This window comes from Cupriavidus sp. GW823-FHT07A04 (genome assembly GCF_058794615.1).
In genome coordinates this window covers 453,453-469,348 of sequence record NZ_JBXAHA010000001.1, presented here as the reverse complement: position 1 = coordinate 469,348, position 15,896 = coordinate 453,453, and the positions used below count along the sequence as shown (strand labels likewise).

Sequence of the window (15,896 nt, the reverse complement as noted above, 5' to 3'; positions counted from 1 at the left end):
ACTACTTCATCAGCTTGCGCAGCTCGCTCGCATCGAAGCGGTCGTTCGGCGTGTTCTCGAGATGCTCGCCGAGCCGATCCAGCGCGGCCATCACGGTCTCCAGCCGCTCGTGCTGCTGCGCCGCGTTGTCGATCAGGCTCTTGAGCGCCAGCGAGACCGGGTCGTCCGCGTTCGGCGTGATGCCATAGGCCGAGAACTCCTGCTTGGCGCCCTGCTGCCCGCTGGGTGCGTCCGGCAGGATGATGCGCGCCGGGATGCCGACCGCGGTGGCGCCCGGCGGCACCGGCTTGAGCACCACGGCGTTGGAGCCGATGCGCGCGCCGTCGCCGATGGTGTAGCCGCCGAGCACCTTGGCCCCGGCGCTCACCACCACGTTCGCACCTAGCGTGGGGTGACGCTTCACCCCCTTGTAGAGCGAGGTCCCGCCCAGGGTCACGCCCTGGTAGATGGTGCAGTCGTCGCCGATCTCGGCGGTCTCGCCCACCACCACGCCCATGCCGTGGTCAATGAACACGCGCCGCCCCACCTTGGCGCCAGGGTGGATCTCGATACCGGTGAAAAAGCGAGCCCAGTGCGAGATCCAGCGGCCCAGCCAGTGAAACCCCGCATTCCAGCAGGCGTGCGCGAAGCGATGGAACACCACGGCGTGAAAGCCGGGATAGCAGGTCAGTACCTCCAGACGGCTGCGTGCGGCGGGGTCGCGCCGCATGATGGCGTCGATATCTTCCTTCAGGCGAGTGAACATCTTGGTCGTGTCGTGTTGCCACGCCGTGCGCCGCGCGCCCTGGGCCAGGGCTGGCGCGATCGCCGGCATGGTCATTGGCCGGTGAAAACGGGATCAGGGAGTGTAAGAGATTTGCTGCCCTGCTGCCGCCATGGACATTGGCTGCAATGACGCCGGCCGCCCCGCGGAACATGTTGGACATGCCGGATCGGCGGGACGGGCAGCGCCTGCCATCAACATCGCTCGGGCACGTGCACCAGGCCGGTCATCAGGCGGCGCGCGCTGGTGGGGGGCAACGACCCACTGGCCGGCGCGAGGTAGTCAAGCACGATCCTGGCCGCCGCGAACGGCAAGCCGTCCTCGGCAAAATCGCCATCCTCGAGCGGATGGCCATTGCGGCAAGGCACGCGGGCAACGACGGCCTGGCTCACGTTCAGCAGCCAGATGCGCACCGTGGTGATGCTATCGCGCGCCGGCACGAAACCGCGCCAGATCGCGAACGGCGCTGCCGCCGCCAGCAGCTCGCCGCCATTGCCGGCCCAGTCGATCCGCGGCTCGCCGATGGCCACCGCGCCGAACAGGCAGTCCACATCGCAATCGGGACGCTGCGAGGGGCCCACCAGCACGACATGGCTGGTGCTGGCGGTGGCGCCACCCATGCCATCGCTCTGCCGGCCATGCGGATCGGGCGAGCCGATCACGCGCAGCAGCACGGCATCGCGGTCACCCGGATCGGTGGGCAAGTCGTCAGCCAGGAAGAAGACCCCTTTGCTGGTGCCGCCACGCATGTAGTAGGCCGGAATCTCCACCTGCTCACTTCTCCTGTTTGGTTGGCGCCCGTGCGCCTTGGCCTTGCGTGGCTGCCAGCATGTGCTTGGCAATGCCCCGCAGGATATTGACCTCCTCGCGCTCCAGCCCGCTGCGCGCGAGCAGCCGGCGCAAGCGTGGCATCAGCTTCTTCGGGCTGGCCGGATCAAGGAAGCCGATGGCTTCCAGCCCAGACTGCAGGTGGCCGAACATGGCCTCGATCTGCTCGGCCGTGGCCGGTTCGCCAGCATAGCCGATCTCGGCGAGCGGCGTCGCCCTCACCTCCAGCAGTGCCAGGCGCATCTCGTAGGCCACCAGTTGCACGGCCTGGGCAAGATTGAGCGAGGTGTAGGCGGGATTGGCGGGAATGTGGGTGACTGCCGAGCAGCGGTCGACCACCTCGTTGGGCAGGCCGAAGCGCTCATTGCCGAACACGAAGGCAATGTGGGCGCCGGCGGCTTGCGCGCCTTGCAGGGTGGCTTGCAGGGCGGCAATGCGGGCGCCGGCCTGCGCCACCGCGTCGCGCGGCAGCAAACGAGGCGGCCCGAACTCGCGCTGGCGCGCGGTGAGCGCCACTGCGTAGGCGGTACCGGCCAGCGCGGCCTCGATGTTGTCGACGATCACCGAGCCTGCCAGTACGTCGTCGGCGCCGCTGGCCATGGCGATGGCATCCGGATGCTCGCGCACCGCCGGCTCACGTGGCGAAACCAGCACCAGGCTGCCCGGCACGGTGCCGAAGCCCATGGTCTTCATGGCCCGCGCGACGGCGCCGACATTGCCGGGATGGCTGGTCTCGACCAGCACGAAACGCACTGCGGCAAACGCGGCGGGGGCCATCAGGGCCGCATCGGCTGCAGCCTCCGGAGCGATAGTGGAAACTGCCTGGCAAGGCGCGCCAGATGGCGGATCAAGGTCCTGGCCGGCCTGGGTGGCGGGGGCTGCGGCGGGGGCGCCGTTGGCGTCGGCGCTCGTCTGGTTCTGCGGGTTCATATACAATTCAGGCTTCATCTTCGGTGCGCCGCCCGTTTTATGCGGTAGCGACGCGCCCGTTCTTCTACAATCCGTTGTGTTGTCAGCCGCCCCAAAGGGCAGCGCGCCGGCCTTTTGCGCCAGGCCGCGCACCTTTGGCCGGCCTGGAGAGATTCATGCATCCGATGCTAAATATTGCCGTCAAGGCAGCCCGCAAGGCAGGTTCCGTCATCAACCGCGCGTCGATGGACATCGACCGGGTTCAGGTATCGCGCAAGCAGCACAACGATTTCGTCACCGAAGTCGACCGCGCCGCCGAGGCCGCGATCGTCGAGATCATCCGCACGGCCTATCCGGATCACGCCATTCTAGCGGAAGAGTCCGGCCAGTCCTGGGCCGAGGGCGAAGAACCCACCAGCGAATACGTCTGGGTCATCGACCCGCTCGACGGCACCACCAACTTCATCCACGGCTTTCCCCAGTACGCGGTCTCGATCGCCCAGCTGCACAAGGGCGTGCCGGCACAAGCCGTCGTCTACGACCCGTCGCGTGACGAACTCTTCACAGCCAGCAAGGGCGCCGGCGCGTTCCTGAACAACCGCCGCATCCGCGTGTCGCGCCGCGACAAGCTGGCCGACTGCCTGATCGGCACCGGCTTCCCCTACCGCGACATGGAAGGCCTGGACCAGTACATGGAACTGTTCGCGCTGATGACGCAAAGCTGCGCCGGCCTGCGCCGCCCGGGTGCCGCGGCGCTCGATCTGGCCTACGTGGCCTGCGGCCGCACCGATGGTTTCTTCGAGCAAGGCCTGCACCCGTGGGACATGGCCGCCGGCATGCTGCTGGTGACCGAGGCCGGTGGCCTGGTGGGCAACTACGCCGGCGAAGCGCGCCAGCTCGAACAAGGCGAAGTGCTGGCCGGCAACCCCAAGGCGTTCGCGCAGATGGTGCGCCTGCTGTCGCCGTTCTCGGTGGACAACGCCAAGCCGGCCCGCTAAGGACCCCGGCAACGACGCAGCGCGGCCGCCTGGCCGCGCTCAGCGTGACGGACGCGGCGGCGCCCCGGCAGGATGCCATATGCCGAGCGCCACGCCGCCCACGATCATCGCCATCGCGCCCGGCAGCGGCCGCACAGGCGGTTCACCCGGCACCAGGGCCAGCAGCGCGATGGCGTCACGACGTGAAAGCGCTGCTGGGATGGCCATGGCGCGCTGCCGCCTCAAGCATCCACCGCGACCGCCCTGCCCGGCATCGTCTCGCCGGCCGCCCCTGCAATCGCCTCGGTACAAACACCCTGCCCCCAGCTTCGCACATAGTCCGGCACGCTGGGCTGCATGCCATCCGGCACCGGCCGCTGCCCCTGGAGGCGCAGCGGCAGCACGCCCGCCCATACCGGCAGCGCCATATCGGCCTCGTCATCCTTGGGCCCGCCGCTGCGGATCTTGGTGGCGGCTTCCTCCAGCCCGATGCGCAACACCGTGGTCGCCGCCAGCTCATTGGCATCTCCTGGCCTTGCTTCGCCCGAACGCCCCACCGCAATGCGCTCCAGGAAGGCATCCATCGCCGCCGCCTTCGCTGCGCCAGCCACCACTTCAAAACTGCCGTAGATCACCGCCGAGCGGTAGTTCATCGAATGATGAAATGCGGAGCGCGCCATCACCAGGCCGTCGAGGTGCGTCACGGTTACGCAGACCTGGCTGCCTGCCGCGGCCAGCTTCAGCATGCGGCTGCCATTGGAGCCATGGATGTAGAGGTGCTCGCCCTCACGCCAGCACGCGGTGGGAATGCAGTGGGTGCCGTGATCGTCGGTGAAGGCCAGGTGGCACAGGTAGGCATCGTCGAGGATCGCATGCAGTGTCGCGCGATCATAGTGGCCGCGATCGGCGACGCGCCGCACGCGGGTACGTTCGCTCGGCGGCATGGGTTTCTGGCTCATGGTGGCTCCTTGTCCTGGGGTTGTGGGTGCCGGCGGCAATCTCGTTGCGTTACGGCGATGCCGCCAAGATAGGGATTTCGTGGCACCATGACTAGACCCATCCAATGCACGGTTTTTAGAACCACGGAAACCACAGAAACCACGGAAGCGACGACATGGACTACGGCCTGCTGGTCTCGACCTTCACGCGCCAGCTCGATGGCCGCAAGCTCACCCAGCAGCGGCTCTTGTACGAGTGCTTGCGCGGCGCCATCCTCGACGGGCGAATCGCCCAGGGCAGCCAGCTGATCGCCACGCGCACGCTGGCAGCGGAGCTCGGCATGGCACGCAACTCGGTGATCTACGCCTACGAGAGCCTGGCGGCGGAAGGCTTCGTGGTGCCGACGCGGCACGGCACCACGGTGGCGCGCGTGGGCCTGGCGCAGGCCGGCCACAGCACGGAGGCGGTCAAGCGCGTCGCCGAGTTGTCGCGCCGCGTGCGCGGGCTGCAGCGCGATGCCGACGGTATGCACGACCTGTTGCCGTTCGTGCCCGGCGTGCCCGACCTGGATGGCTTTCCGCTGGCCGCGTGGCGGCGCTGCATCGAACGCGCCTGGCGCCAACTCGGCCCGCGCCATCTTGGCTACGGCAAGGTCGAGGGGCAGCCCGCGCTGCGCCACGCCATCGCCGAGTACCTGAAGGTCTCGCGCGGGGTGCGCTGCGACATGGACCAAGTCTTCATCACCGACGGCACGCAGACCAGTCTGGACCTGTGCGCGCGCATCCTGGCCGATGCCGGCGACACGGCCTGGATCGAGAATCCCGGCTACGGCGGCGCGCGGGCCGCCTTCCAGTCGGCCGGCCTCGTGCTCGAGCCCGTGGCGGTGGACGCAGACGGCCTGGCGCCCCGCCCGGAGCAGTGGCGCGACGCCCCGCCCCGGCTGATCTACATCACGCCATCCCATCAATATCCACTAGGCTCCATTCTCAGCCTGGAACGGCGCCTCAAGCTCATCGAAGATGCCCGCGCCGCCGGTGCCTGGGTTGTCGAGGACGACTACGACAGCGAGTTCCGCCGCGGCGGCGTGCCGCTCTCGGCCGTGCAGGGGCTGAGTGAGGACGCGCCGGTGATCTACCTGGGCACGTTCAGCAAGACCATGTTCCCGGCGCTGCGCCTGGGCTTCATGGTGGTGCCGCGCTACCTGGCCGCGACCATTGCCGGCACGCTTGGCGAAATCTCCCGGCGCGGCCACGTGGCCGAGCAGATCGCGCTGGCGGAATTTATCGACAGCGGCCAGTTCGCCCGCCACCTGCGCCGCATGCGCCAGCGCTACGGGCAGCGCCGCGACGCCCTGGAGGCGGCGCTGGCGCGCCACCTGCGCGGTAGCGTGACGGTATCGGCCAGCGCCGGCGGCATGCACCTGTCCGCGCGCCTGGAACTGCCGCTTGCCGACACCGTGGTCACCCGCGCGGCGCGCGCGCAGGGACTGATCGTGCAGCCGCTGAGCACCTACCGCTTGGCCGGCACGCCGCTGGCGCAGTACAACGGCTTCGTGTTCGGCTACGCCGGCGTGCCGGCCGGCGCCTTCGACGGGCTGATCGCGCGGCTGGCACAGGTAATTGACGCGCTGCCGCGAGAGCCGGTGTCGTAGCACGGTGTTGAGCCCGTTCTTGCGAATCTGCCCACTCGCCGCCTACATTACTTCCATGGGAGTGCCAAGCTCCCGGTGCTGGCGCGCGGGCAGCGGCGCCGCCGGCTGCAATTTCCGGCGCCGCGCTTTCGTGCGCTGCGCCGCAATCGCGTCCAGGGTGGCGAACATGACGGCACTGTCGAAGTGGTGGAGGCACCTGGCCGGCAAACCGCTCGACCCGCTCGCCCCGGAAACCCGCCACGCGATCGCCGTGGTGCCGGTGCTAGCCTGGGTGGGATTAGGCGCCGACGGACTTTCCTCTTCGTGCTATGGACCCGAAGAGGCTTTCCTGGCGCTTGGCACCCATACGCCGCTGGCGCTCTTCCTTGCCCTGGCCACCGCCAGCACGGTATTCATCATCGCGGTCGGCTACAACCAGGTCATCGAGCTGTTCCCCACCGGCGGCGGCGGCTACCGCGTGGCCACGGCCTTGCTGGGACCGCGTCCCGGACTGGTGTCGGGCGCGGCGTTGCTGGTCGATTACGTGCTGACCGTCGCGACGTCGCTGGCCAGTGGCGTCGACGCGTTCTTCAGCCTGCTGCCGGTAGAGGCCCAAGCCTTCAAGCTGGCCACCGAACTGGTAATCGTGATCATGATGACCGGGCTCAATTTCCGCGGCATGAAGGAATCGATCCTGGTGCTGATGCCCATCTTCCTGGCCTTCGTGGTACTGCATCTCGGGCTGATCGTCTATGGCGTTGCCGCGCACGGCGACCATCTCGGCGCGGTCGTGCCCAACGCCATCGGCGAGGCCTCCGGCATGTCGCAAGCGATGGGTCCGATCGTGGTGGCGGCGCTGCTGATGCGCGCGTTCTCGCTGGGTGGCGGTACCTACACCGGGCTGGAGGCGGTCTCGAACAACGTGAACATGCTGGCCGAGCCGCGGGTGCCGAACGGCAAGTGGACGATGTTCTACATGGCGACGTCGCTGGCCTTCACGGCGGGCGGCATCATCCTGCTGTACATGCTGTGGAACGCGGCGCCGGTGGAGGGCAAGACGCTGAACGCCGTGGTCTTCGACCGCATCATCGACCATCTTGGCTTCGGCTCGGCATGGTCCCGCCATGCGCTGCTCGCGGCGCTGCTGGCCTCCGAGGCCGGGCTGCTGCTGGTGGGCGCGCAGACCGGCTTCCTGGACGGCCCGGCGGTGCTGTCGAACATGGCGGCGGACTACTGGGTGCCGCGGCATTTCCGCGATCTCTCCGCCCGGCTGGTGCGGCAGAACGGCGTCATCGTCATGGGCCTGGCCAGCTTGCTGATCCTGTTGTGGACGCACGGCCAGGTCGCGGTACTGGTGGTGCTGTACAGCATCAATGTCTTCCTGACCTTCAGCCTCTCCTTGCTTGGCCTGTGCATCTACTGGTGGCGCCATCGCGGCGAGCCGCGCTGGATCGTGCGCTTCGGCCTGTCCCTGCTGGGCTTGTCGGTCACCGCCACGGTCCTGATGATCACGCTGGTGGAGAAATTCACCGCTGGCGGCTGGCTAACCGTGCTGGTAACGGGCCTGGTGGTTGCGCTGTGCGTCTTCATCAAGCGGCATTACACGACAACCCGCGCCGAGCTGGCCCGGGCGGATGCTCTCTTCGCCGGCAGCCCGCCCCTGGTCGATGCGAGCCGCGTGCGGCCCCTCGACCGCAGCCTGCCCACGGCGATCGTCCTGGTGGGCAAGCACCGCGGCGCCAGCATGCATGCGCTGCTCTGGGTCGAGCGATTATTTCCCGGACACTTCAAGAACATGCTCTTCCTGGCCGTGGGAGAGGTCGATGCGCAAAGCTACGAGGGCCAGGAAACGCTGCATCGCCTTCAACAGACGATTGGTGAGTCACTGCGTTATTACGTCGCCAATTGCCAGCGCCACGGCCTGGCGGCCGATTCGCGCGCGGCATTCGGCACGAACCCGGTGCTTGAGTTCATGAAGCTGGTCGATGCGGTGACGGCCGAGTACCCGAACAGCGTCTGCTTTGCCAGCAAGCTGATCTTCCAGCACGTCAATTTCCTGACAGCTTGGCTGCATAACCAGACACCCGGTGAGTTGCAGGAGCGGCTACACCTGCAAGGCAAGCAGATGGTGCTGCTGCCAATGAAAGTAGCGTGATGGCGCGGCCTATTTGACCAGCGTCACTGGCACGCGCGACATGCGTATCAGCTTGTTGGTCAGCCTGCCCGCCAGCAGCGCGCCAACAGCCGTGCGCCCGGCCGTGCCCATCACGATGGCATCGCAGTCGTTCGCCGCTGCGGCCTGCGCGATGGTCTGCGCCACATCGCCCACCTTGATCTGCGCGACATAGCTGGCCCCGGCGTCGTCCAGGATGCTGCGTGCATCGCGCAGCGCAGCCTCGCCGCTGGCCTCCTCCAGCTTGCGCAACGAGTCCAGCGAATGAAAGGCCGAGGCGCGGCCAAATTCCAGCGGCGGCTGGACATTGAGCAGAACCACCTCGGACACACAGCGGTCCCGGAACATGAAGGCGGCATGACGCACCGCATCCAGCGCGTGCACGGAGCCGTTGACGGGTACCAGAACTCTCAGCATGTCGAACCCCTTGCGTTGTCTCGATCCTCGATCGTTTCGCTACCGGCGCGTATCGCGCTGGTCATCTCGATTCCATATAAGTTCGGATCCCGCAAAGATGCTGTAAAGAGACGGATGGCCGCGTATTTTTTTTGTAAACGCCCGGCCGGCTCGGTTCCTGCCACCCTTCCTGCACCCTTCCGCCCCCTTCGGGGGCCGGCTCGCAGTAAAATGCGGGTTTTATCCGCGCCAGGCCTCCGGGCCGCCGGAGTACCCGAAAACAGGCGGCTTCGCCAAAGCCGCCCGAGAGGATTGCATGTCCGTAGAACCCCGACAGTCCGCCAAGACCGAGCCCAAGGCCGGCAGCGCGGAAAAGCACACGCCCATGATGGCGCAGTACCTCGGCCTGAAAGCCGACCATCCGGACACCTTGCTGTTCTACCGGATGGGCGACTTCTACGAGCTCTTCCACGACGATGCCGAGAAGGCCTCGCGCCTGCTCGACATCACCCTGACGTCGCGCGGCAGCTCCAACGGCGTGCCGATCCGCATGGCCGGGATCCCCTTCCATTCGGTGGACCAATACCTCGCGCGGCTGGTCAAGCTGGGGGAATCGGTGGCAATCTGCGAGCAGATCGGCGACCCGGCCACCAGCAAGGGGCCGGTGGAACGCAAGGTGGTGCGCATCGTCACGCCGGGCACGCTGACCGACGCGGCACTGCTGCCGGACAAGGTCGATACCTACCTGATGGCGGTGCACCAGCAAACCACGCGCCGCGGCGTGAGCAAGACCGGGTTGGCCTGGCTCAACCTGGCTAGCGGCGAGCTGCGCCTGATGGAGTGCGAGGTGGCGCAGCTCGGCCGCGAACTGGAGCGGATCCGCCCGGCGGAGCTGCTGTATGCCGATGGCATCGAGCTGCCTGCGCTGGAGTGCGCACGCACCCGGCTGCCGGAGTGGCATTTCGACCAGGAAGCTGGCACCCGCCGCCTGCGCGAGCAGCTCGGCGTGGCCAGCCTCGATCCGTTTGGCTGTGCCGGGCTCGGCGCGGCGCTTGGCGCCGCCGGCGCGCTACTGAACTACGCGGCTTCCACCCAGGGGCAGTCGCTGCGCCATGTGAAGGGCGTGACGGTCGAGCGCGAATCCGAATTCGTTGGGCTGGACACCGCCACGCGGCGCAACCTGGAACTGACCGAGACCCTGCGCGGCGGCGAGTCACCGACCCTGTTCTCGCTGCTGGACACCTGCGCCACCGCCATGGGCAGCCGCCTGTTGCGCCACTGGCTGCACCATCCGCTGCGCGACAGCGCCATCCCGCAGGCGCGCCAGCAGGCCATCGGCGCGCTGATCGGCCAGGGCACCGATGCGCTGCGCGCGGCGCTGCGCCGGCTGTCCGACGTGGAGCGCATTACCGCGCGCCTGGCCCTGATGAATGCGCGCCCGCGCGACCTGTCCTCCCTGCGCGACACGCTGACCGCCCTGCCCGACGTGCAGGCCTGCCTGCGCGCTGACGATGCCGCGCCGTTGCTCAACCAGACGTTGACGGAACTGGCGGTGCCCTGGGAATGCCATGCCCTGCTGGCCAGCGCGGTGGCGCCGGAGCCGGCCACCGTGGTCCGCGATGGCGGCGTGATCGCCCGTGGCTACGATGCCACGCTCGATGAGCTGCGCGATATCTCGGAGAACTGCGGGCAGTTCCTGGTCGACCTGGAAGCCCGCGAGCGCACTCGCACCGGCATCGCCAACCTGCGCGTGGAATACAACCGCGTGCATGGCTTCTACATCGAGGTGACCAACGGCCAGGCCGACAAGGTCCCCGACGACTACCGCCGCCGCCAGACGCTGAAGAACGCCGAGCGCTACATCACGCCCGAGCTCAAGGTCTTCGAGGACAAGGCCCTGTCCGCGCAAGACCGCGCGCTGGTACGCGAGAAGCAGCTGTACGACGCATTGCTCCAGCAATTGCTGCCGCATATCGGCGAGTTGCAGCGGGTGGCCGGCGCGCTGGCCCGCCTGGACGTCCTCGCGGCGCTGGCCGAGCGTGCGCAGACGCTGGACTGGACCCAGCCCGAGCGCGTAGCCGAGAACGTGATCGACCTGACCCAGGGCCGCCATCCGGTCGTGGAGGGCCAGCTCGCCGCGGAATCCGTGCCGTTCATCGCCAATGATTGCCAGTTGACCGAAGCGCGCAAGCTGCTGCTGATCACCGGCCCGAACATGGGCGGTAAATCGACCTTCATGCGCCAGACCGCGCTGATCGTGCTGCTGGCTTGCGTGGGCGCCTATGTACCGGCGCGGCGCGCGGTGATCGGCCCGATCGACCGCATCTTCACCCGCATCGGCGCCGCCGACGACCTCGCGGGTGGGCGCTCCACCTTCATGGTGGAAATGACCGAGGCCGCCAGCATCCTGCACAACGCCACGCCTGCCAGCCTGGTGCTGATGGACGAGATCGGCCGCGGCACGTCGACCTTCGACGGCCTCGCGCTGGCGTGGGCGATCGCGCGCCACCTGCTGGCGCATAACCGCAGCCATACACTGTTTGCCACCCATTATTTCGAGTTGACGCAACTGCCGCAGGAGTTCACGCAGGCGGCCAATGTCCACCTGTCCGCGGTCGAGCATGGCGATGGCATCGTCTTCCTGCATGCCGTACAGGATGGGCCTGCCAGCCAGAGTTACGGCCTGCAGGTGGCGCAGCTGGCGGGCGTGCCGCAGCCGGTGATCCGCGCCGCGCGCAAGCACCTGGCCTGGCTGGAGCAACAGTCGGCGGATGCCACGCCCACGCCGCAGCTGGATCTGTTCGCCGCGCCGCCCTCGCCCCCGGACGATGACGACGACTACCTGGAACAAGGCGAAGGCAAAGACGGGACCTTTGGCAATGGCCAGCCGGTCAATGCGATTTCCGTGCAGCAGGCCGCCTTGCTAGACGCGGTGGCCGAGCTCGACCCGGACAGCCTGACGCCGCGCGATGCACTCGACGCGCTCTATCGGCTGCGCGCGCTCGCCAAGGATGCCGTAGCCACCGCATGACGCCAACCGGGATCGTGCGCCAGCGCTGGCTGCTCCTGGCCGGACTGGCCATGCTTGGCGTGTTGCTGGCGCTGCCGGGCCAGGCGGCGAACCGTGCCCGGGCTCCGGCTCCAGCTCCAGCTCCGGCTGCCGAAACGATACGCGTGGCCCTGATCGCCGACCAGCCGCAGTGGCCGGCCGCCGAAGCGGGCACCGCCCGCCTGCTCGATTTCCTGGCCGCGCGCCGGCTGGAGTTTGTCGTCCATCTGGGCGGCATCAAGGGCGATACCGAATCCTGCGGCGACACCCTGCTTTCCGCTCGCCAGCGGTTGCTCGACCAGTCGCCGCTGCCGCTCGTCTACCTGCCTGGCGAAACCGACTGGGCGGAATGCGCTCGCGCCGCCAACGGGCGCTTCGATGCGGTGGAGCGGCTGAACCGCCTGCGCGAGCTGTTCTATCCGGCCGATACCACGCTGGGCCAGCGGGTACTGCCGCTGATGCGGCAGTCCGAACAGGCTACCTTTCGCAGCTATCGGGAAAACGTGCGCTGGCACGCTGGGCGCGTCATGCTGGTGGGGTTGAACCTGCCGGGCGACAACAATCACTATCGCTCGGAAGGCGGGCGCAATGGCGAGTTCGAGGATCGCCGCGAGGCCAACCGCCAATGGCTGGCGCGCGCGTTTTCGCTGGCGCAGCAGCAGAACCTGCCCGGCATCGTGCTGCTCATGCATGCCGACCCACAGTTCGGCAACGGCTGGGAGCAGCGCGGCAAGCCCTCCCTGCTCGATGGCTTCCTGCGCCGGCGCGCGCGCGATGGCTTCCTGGAGTTCAAGCGCCAGTTGCGCGAGCTGGCCGGGCGCTACCGTGGCCAGGTCCTGCTGGTGCATACCGGCCTGGGCGGCTTCGGCATCGATACGCCACTGAAAGATGCCAGCGGCAAGACGCTGCGCAACGTCTCCCGCGTGGTGTTGCCAGGCGGCGCGCCCGGCCAGTACACCGAACTGGTGATCACGCCGGGGTCGCCGTCGCTGTTTGAGGTCACGCTCAAGGATGGCCCCGAGGCGGAATGAATAGCGTCAGCCCAACCCCGCACCACAAAGAAAAAGCCGGCGATGCCGGCTTTATTCGTGGGACCTTCCGCAAGGGCGCGCGCGCGTGGCGCACTCAGTGCAGCGTGCGGCTGCCGTCGCCTTCGTCGTCCTCATCTTCGTCCACGACTTCGATGCCCGAGGCGCCATGCGCGTGGCCGTGCTGCACTTCGTCGCCCGTGGCTTCGCGGACTTCCGCTACCTGCAGCCAGAAACGCAGCGCCATGCCGGCCAGCGGGTGGTTGCCATCCAGCACCACCTTGTCTTCGGCCACGTCGGTCACGGTGTAGATGATCGAGTCTTCGTCGTCGCCGTCTTCGGGCACGCCTTCGAATTGCATGCCGACTTCCAGCGGCTCGGGGAAACGGTCGCGCGGCTCTACCTTGACCATATCGGCGTCGTAATCGCCGAAGGCTTCCTCGGGCTCGAGCTGCAACTGGGTTTCGAAGCCGGCTTCATGGCCTTCCAGCGCTTCCTCGATCTTGGGGAACGTGCCATCATATCCGCCGTGCAAGTAAACCATCGGCTCATCCGACTCCTCGATCAGATTGCCCTGCGCATCCGACAGCTTGTACACCACGGATACCACCGTGTTCTTAGCGATTTTCAATTCTTGACTCCATGAACGATTCCGCATTATACGCGCAGGCCTTGCCCCCCGGCCCCGTCGATCCTGACGCGCCGCTCACCCTCCTGGGTGGCATGACGCCAGCTGCTTTCATGCGCGATATCTGGCACCGCAAACCCCTGCTGATTCGACAAGCCATACCGGGAATCGTGCCGCCGGTATCGCGCGAGTCGCTTTTCCAACTGGCCGACCGCGACGACGTCGAGTCGCGCCTGGTGTCGCACTTTCGCAACCGCTGGAAGCTCGAACAAGGCCCCTTCGCCGCCGACAACCTGCCCTCCCTGAAAGCCCGTCAATGGTCGCTGCTGGTGCAGGGCGTTAACCTCCACGATAGTGCAGCCGCGGACTTGCTGGGGCAATTCCGTTTCGTCCCGGATGCGCGCCTGGACGACCTGATGGTCAGCTACGCCACCGACGGCGGCGGCGTGGGCCCGCACTTCGATTCCTACGACGTTTTTCTGTTGCAAGTATCGGGCCGGCGCCGCTGGCGCATCTCGTCCCAGACCAAGCTCGACCTGGTCCCGGACCTGCCGCTCAAGATCCTGTCGGACTTCACGGCCGAAGAAGAATGGGTGTTGGAGCCAGGCGACATGCTGTACCTGCCACCTCAGTACGCCCACGACGGCGTGGCCGACGGCGAGTGCATGACGTACTCGATCGGCTTTCGCGCACCGGCCTACCGCGAACTGGCGGGGCACTTCCTGGCCTGGCTGTCGGAAACGGTCGAGGACAACGAGGATTTGAGCGGGCGCTACGCGGATGCCGGCGAGCCGGCAACATCACATCCAGCCCAGCTGCCTGCCCAGATGGTGCGGGCGGTGACCGAGAAACTGAGCGCCCTCCGTTGGTCGGGTAGCATGGTTTCGGAGTTTCTGGGCGCGCATCTCTCCGAGCCCAAGCCAAGCGTGGAGTTTGCGGAAATATCCGAAATCACGCTGAAGAAATACAACAAACTCGCCCTGGCTCATGGCGTCGTGCTTGCGCCGGGATCCATCGCGTTGTATGACCGCACGCATTTCTTTATCAATGGCGAAGCTTACGAGCCGCCCTCGGCGCTGGCGCGCTGGCTGCGCCTGCTGGCGGACCGGCGCTGCCTGAGCGCCGTGGAAGTGGCTGCCTGCGCGGACCTGCCGGATCTGATGGAGACTTTCCATCACTGGGCGCTGGAGGGCTGGCTGCAATTCGGACCTGCTTCGCTGTAATAATCCGTAACAACCAAAAACAGGAAAAGACAGCGCTACACAAGCCGGGAAAACGCGGATATAATCACCGGCTGGCTAGTACTGTGTACCACTGCATTTGTCGGCACCCGGGAGAGCCTCTATTTTGCAGTTCAAGAGCGATAATTACCGGTAATTATTCATCGCCTGTTTTTCTGTTATTAAAGTTAAAGGACGAACAATGAAGAAGTCTCTCCTGATCGCATCGCTGCTCGCCGCCGTTGCTCTCGCCGCTTGCGGCAAGAAAGAAGAAGCCGCTGCTCCGGCACCGGAAGCTTCGGCTCCGGCTGCTGCTGCTCCGGCTGAAGCATCGGCTCCGGCTGCTGCTCCCGCTGCTGACGCATCGGCTCCGGCCGCTGCCGCTGACGCTTCGGCACCGGCTGCTGACGCATCGGCTGCTGCTGCTAAGCAGTAATCGGTCTCGACCGATAAAAAAGCCGACCTTCGGGTCGGCTTTTTTACGTCTGTAGCTTTACGTCTGCAGGCTTCGCCGGCGCATTGCCCGCCGCGTCTCAGGCCCTGACCGGCTGCCAGCCCAGTCCTTCGTGCTGGTCCGCCACCAGGATTTCGTCTGACGACACGCCCAGCGCCGTGGCCAGTGCCTGGGTGGCCAGCTCCCGGGTATTGTTCTGTTGGCTCAGGTGCGCGGCCACTACGCGCTGCAGCCCCGCATGCGCCACTCGCTCCAGGATGCCGGCCGCCACTTCATTGGCAAGGTGGCCAAAATCGCCGCCAATGCGCTGCTTCAGCGAATACGGGTAAGCGGAATTACGCAGCATCTCCCGATCGTGGTTACATTCCAGCACCAGGGCATGCACCCCTGCCAGCCGCGCGGTGACGTAAGGCGTCTCCATGCCTGCGTCCGTCAGCACGCCCAGGCGGGCGTCGCCGTCACTGAGCACGAACTGCAACGGCTCACGCGCATCGTGCGGCACGGTGTATGGGAGGATGTGGAGGTTGCCGATCGCCAACGGATGGTCGGCACCACACACGCGCACGTCGGCCTTGTCCGCCCCGCGCATATGCGAGGTGGCAAGCCAGGTGCCGTGGCTGGTATGTACCGGCAGGTCGTGACGGGAAGCAAAGGCGTAAGCCGAGCCGACATGATCGCCGTGCTCGTGGGTAACCAGCACGGCATCGAGCTGATCCGGCGTGATGCCGAGCCGCTCCAGCCGCCGCGCGGTTTCGCGAATGCCGAAGCCGCAATCGAGCAACACCCGGGTCGTGGTGGTGCCCTCTTGCGACTCGATCAACAGGGAATTGCCCTCGCTGCCGCTACCGAGGAAGGCAAAGCGCATCATGCGCCTGCCTCCCCTGGCAGCCCGGCGAGCCACC

At 66.9% G+C, this 15,896-nt stretch carries 16 protein-coding genes; 7 read left to right on the top strand and 9 right to left on the bottom strand.

Annotated elements, in window-relative coordinates:
• Position 1: 1 nt before the first annotated feature.
• The 3 genes from cysE to AC1Q7Q_RS02170 all read right to left on the bottom strand — a co-directional run bounded on the left by cysE (position 2) and on the right by AC1Q7Q_RS02170 (position 2,539).
• Entirely contained in the window at positions 2-745 is a 744-nt protein-coding gene (gene cysE, locus AC1Q7Q_RS02180) for a serine O-acetyltransferase (RefSeq protein WP_006163142.1), read from the bottom strand.
• Positions 746-957: 212 nt separating this feature from the next.
• Positions 958-1,533, bottom strand: a complete 576-nt coding sequence (locus AC1Q7Q_RS02175; protein WP_492372651.1) for a PrpF domain-containing protein — start codon at positions 1,531-1,533, stop codon at positions 958-960.
• 4 nt (positions 1,534-1,537) lie between these two features.
• Complete coding sequence (locus AC1Q7Q_RS02170; protein WP_492372652.1) at positions 1,538-2,539, bottom strand: RNA methyltransferase; 1,002 nt, start codon at positions 2,537-2,539, stop codon at positions 1,538-1,540.
• Between the two features lie 137 nt (positions 2,540-2,676).
• Here AC1Q7Q_RS02170 and AC1Q7Q_RS02165 point away from each other — a divergent pair, with 137 nt between their 5' ends.
• Positions 2,677-3,498 carry an inositol monophosphatase family protein gene (locus AC1Q7Q_RS02165; protein ID WP_150983880.1) on the top strand — a complete coding sequence of 274 codons (822 nt, stop codon included), beginning with the start codon at positions 2,677-2,679 and terminating at the stop codon, positions 3,496-3,498.
• 39 nt (positions 3,499-3,537) lie between these two features.
• Here the strand turns inward: AC1Q7Q_RS02165 and AC1Q7Q_RS02160 are convergent, their stop codons facing one another.
• Entirely contained in the window at positions 3,538-3,705 is a 168-nt protein-coding gene (locus tag AC1Q7Q_RS02160) for a hypothetical protein (protein ID WP_492372653.1), read from the bottom strand.
• 14 nt (positions 3,706-3,719) lie between these two features.
• Positions 3,720-4,436, bottom strand: a complete 717-nt coding sequence (locus AC1Q7Q_RS02155; RefSeq protein WP_492372654.1) for a pyridoxamine 5'-phosphate oxidase family protein — start codon at positions 4,434-4,436, stop codon at positions 3,720-3,722.
• Positions 4,437-4,591: 155 nt separating this feature from the next.
• On the opposite strand from AC1Q7Q_RS02155, the gene pdxR reads away from it, so the two are divergent.
• The gene (gene pdxR / locus AC1Q7Q_RS02150) at positions 4,592-6,067 is read left to right on the top strand and encodes a MocR-like pyridoxine biosynthesis transcription factor PdxR (protein ID WP_492372655.1); all 1,476 of its coding nucleotides are present in this window, start codon (positions 4,592-4,594) and stop codon (positions 6,065-6,067) included.
• Positions 6,068-6,109: 42 nt separating this feature from the next.
• On the opposite strand, the gene AC1Q7Q_RS02145 is transcribed toward pdxR, so the two are convergent.
• A complete protein-coding gene (locus AC1Q7Q_RS02145; protein ID WP_492372656.1) occupies positions 6,110-6,235 on the bottom strand; it encodes a hypothetical protein in 126 nt (41 codons plus the stop codon).
• On the opposite strand from AC1Q7Q_RS02145, the gene AC1Q7Q_RS02140 reads away from it, so the two are divergent.
• Positions 6,234-8,201: an APC family permease gene (locus AC1Q7Q_RS02140; RefSeq protein ID WP_492372657.1), complete on the top strand. Its 1,968-nt coding sequence runs from the start codon at positions 6,234-6,236 to the stop codon at positions 8,199-8,201. The genes AC1Q7Q_RS02145 and AC1Q7Q_RS02140 overlap by 2 nt on opposite strands.
• A gap of 9 nt (positions 8,202-8,210) precedes the next feature.
• On the opposite strand, the gene AC1Q7Q_RS02135 is transcribed toward AC1Q7Q_RS02140, so the two are convergent.
• Positions 8,211-8,636: a universal stress protein gene (locus AC1Q7Q_RS02135; protein ID WP_492372658.1), complete on the bottom strand. Its 426-nt coding sequence runs from the start codon at positions 8,634-8,636 to the stop codon at positions 8,211-8,213.
• A gap of 295 nt (positions 8,637-8,931) precedes the next feature.
• On the opposite strand from AC1Q7Q_RS02135, the gene mutS reads away from it, so the two are divergent.
• Together mutS and AC1Q7Q_RS02125 are read left to right on the top strand one after the other, a co-directional pair.
• On the top strand, positions 8,932-11,646 hold the full coding sequence (gene mutS, locus AC1Q7Q_RS02130; RefSeq protein WP_492372659.1) for a DNA mismatch repair protein MutS: 2,715 nt from the start codon (positions 8,932-8,934) through the stop codon (positions 11,644-11,646).
• Entirely contained in the window at positions 11,643-12,695 is a 1,053-nt protein-coding gene (locus AC1Q7Q_RS02125) for a hypothetical protein (RefSeq protein ID WP_492372660.1), read from the top strand. Before mutS ends, AC1Q7Q_RS02125 begins: the two co-directional genes overlap by 4 nt.
• Before the next feature lie 94 nt (positions 12,696-12,789).
• On the opposite strand, the gene AC1Q7Q_RS02120 is transcribed toward AC1Q7Q_RS02125, so the two are convergent.
• The gene (locus AC1Q7Q_RS02120; protein WP_441633715.1) at positions 12,790-13,323 is read right to left on the bottom strand and encodes an FKBP-type peptidyl-prolyl cis-trans isomerase; all 534 of its coding nucleotides are present in this window, start codon (positions 13,321-13,323) and stop codon (positions 12,790-12,792) included.
• A gap of 11 nt (positions 13,324-13,334) precedes the next feature.
• Here AC1Q7Q_RS02120 and AC1Q7Q_RS02115 point away from each other — a divergent pair, with 11 nt between their 5' ends.
• Positions 13,335-14,543 carry a JmjC domain-containing protein gene (locus AC1Q7Q_RS02115; protein ID WP_492372661.1) on the top strand — a complete coding sequence of 403 codons (1,209 nt, stop codon included), beginning with the start codon at positions 13,335-13,337 and terminating at the stop codon, positions 14,541-14,543.
• 199 nt (positions 14,544-14,742) lie between these two features.
• On the top strand, positions 14,743-14,976 hold the full coding sequence (locus tag AC1Q7Q_RS02110; RefSeq protein WP_492372662.1) for a hypothetical protein: 234 nt from the start codon (positions 14,743-14,745) through the stop codon (positions 14,974-14,976).
• Positions 14,977-15,073: 97 nt separating this feature from the next.
• Here AC1Q7Q_RS02110 and AC1Q7Q_RS02105 read toward each other — a convergent pair whose 3' ends face one another.
• Positions 15,074-15,862: an MBL fold metallo-hydrolase gene (locus AC1Q7Q_RS02105; protein WP_492372663.1), complete on the bottom strand. Its 789-nt coding sequence runs from the start codon at positions 15,860-15,862 to the stop codon at positions 15,074-15,076.
• Positions 15,863-15,896: the final 34 nt, after the last annotated feature.